Source organism: Sedimenticola hydrogenitrophicus, assembly GCF_025175675.1.
Lineage (GTDB): Bacteria > Pseudomonadota > Gammaproteobacteria > Chromatiales > Chromatiaceae > Sedimenticola > Sedimenticola hydrogenitrophicus.
The window spans coordinates 1-649 of the sequence record NZ_JANIOA010000127.1; the positions used below are offsets into that span (position 1 = coordinate 1).

The following is a 649-nucleotide window of genomic DNA, read 5'->3' on the forward strand; positions in this document are numbered from 1 at the left end:
CTAAACAAACATAGGAGATCCCCCAGCTCTGCTGGGGAGGCATTAACAGTTTGACAAATACGGGAATCTCATGGGAACTCCCAAGCGTGAGCCGCCAAGCAACACGTTCAGGAGAAACCATGAGACAGGTGAACAGTTTAAATCACACCCGGTGGGAGTGTAAGTATCACGTTGTATTTATTCCGAAGTATCGAAGGAAAGCGATATTCGGTCAGATACGCAAGGAATTGGGAGGAGTATTCCGCAAGTTGGCGGAGCAGAAGGAATGCGTGATAGAGGAGGGACATATAATGTCGGATCATGTACATATGATGATTTCGATTCCTCCAAAATACGCCATTTCCCAAGTGGTGGGTTTTATCAAAGGAAAAAGCGCGATTCACATAGCCAGAACCTATGCGGGCCGGAAGAGAAATTACGTTGGCCAGCATTTTTGGGCGAGAGGATATTTTGTGTCGACGGTTGGTCGGGACGAAAAGGTGATTCGGGAATACATCAGGCATCAAGAGGCAGAAGATCGCAGAGTTGATCAATTGAAACTGGTGTAGTTGTTGCCCCCTTGGGGGGCTCAAGGAGCCGCTTGCGGCTCTGTTAAGGCCGCTTCGAGCGGCTCACAAACTAAAGCCCCCGGCTTTGCCGGGGGATACTT

General features: G+C 49.3%; 1 protein-coding gene. It reads left to right on the plus strand.

The features are described from left to right. Positions 1–119: 119 nt before the first annotated feature. On the plus strand, positions 120–548 hold the full coding sequence (gene tnpA / locus NPX02_RS21270; RefSeq protein ID WP_260296071.1) for an IS200/IS605 family transposase: 429 nt from the start codon (positions 120–122) through the stop codon (positions 546–548). The last annotated feature ends 101 nt before the right edge of the window (positions 549–649 follow it).

Coding starts and splice junctions, on each gene's coding strand:
- tnpA (WP_260296071.1), top strand. CDS start 120: ATGAGACAGGTGAACAGTTTAAATCACACCCGGTGGGAGTGTAAGTAT.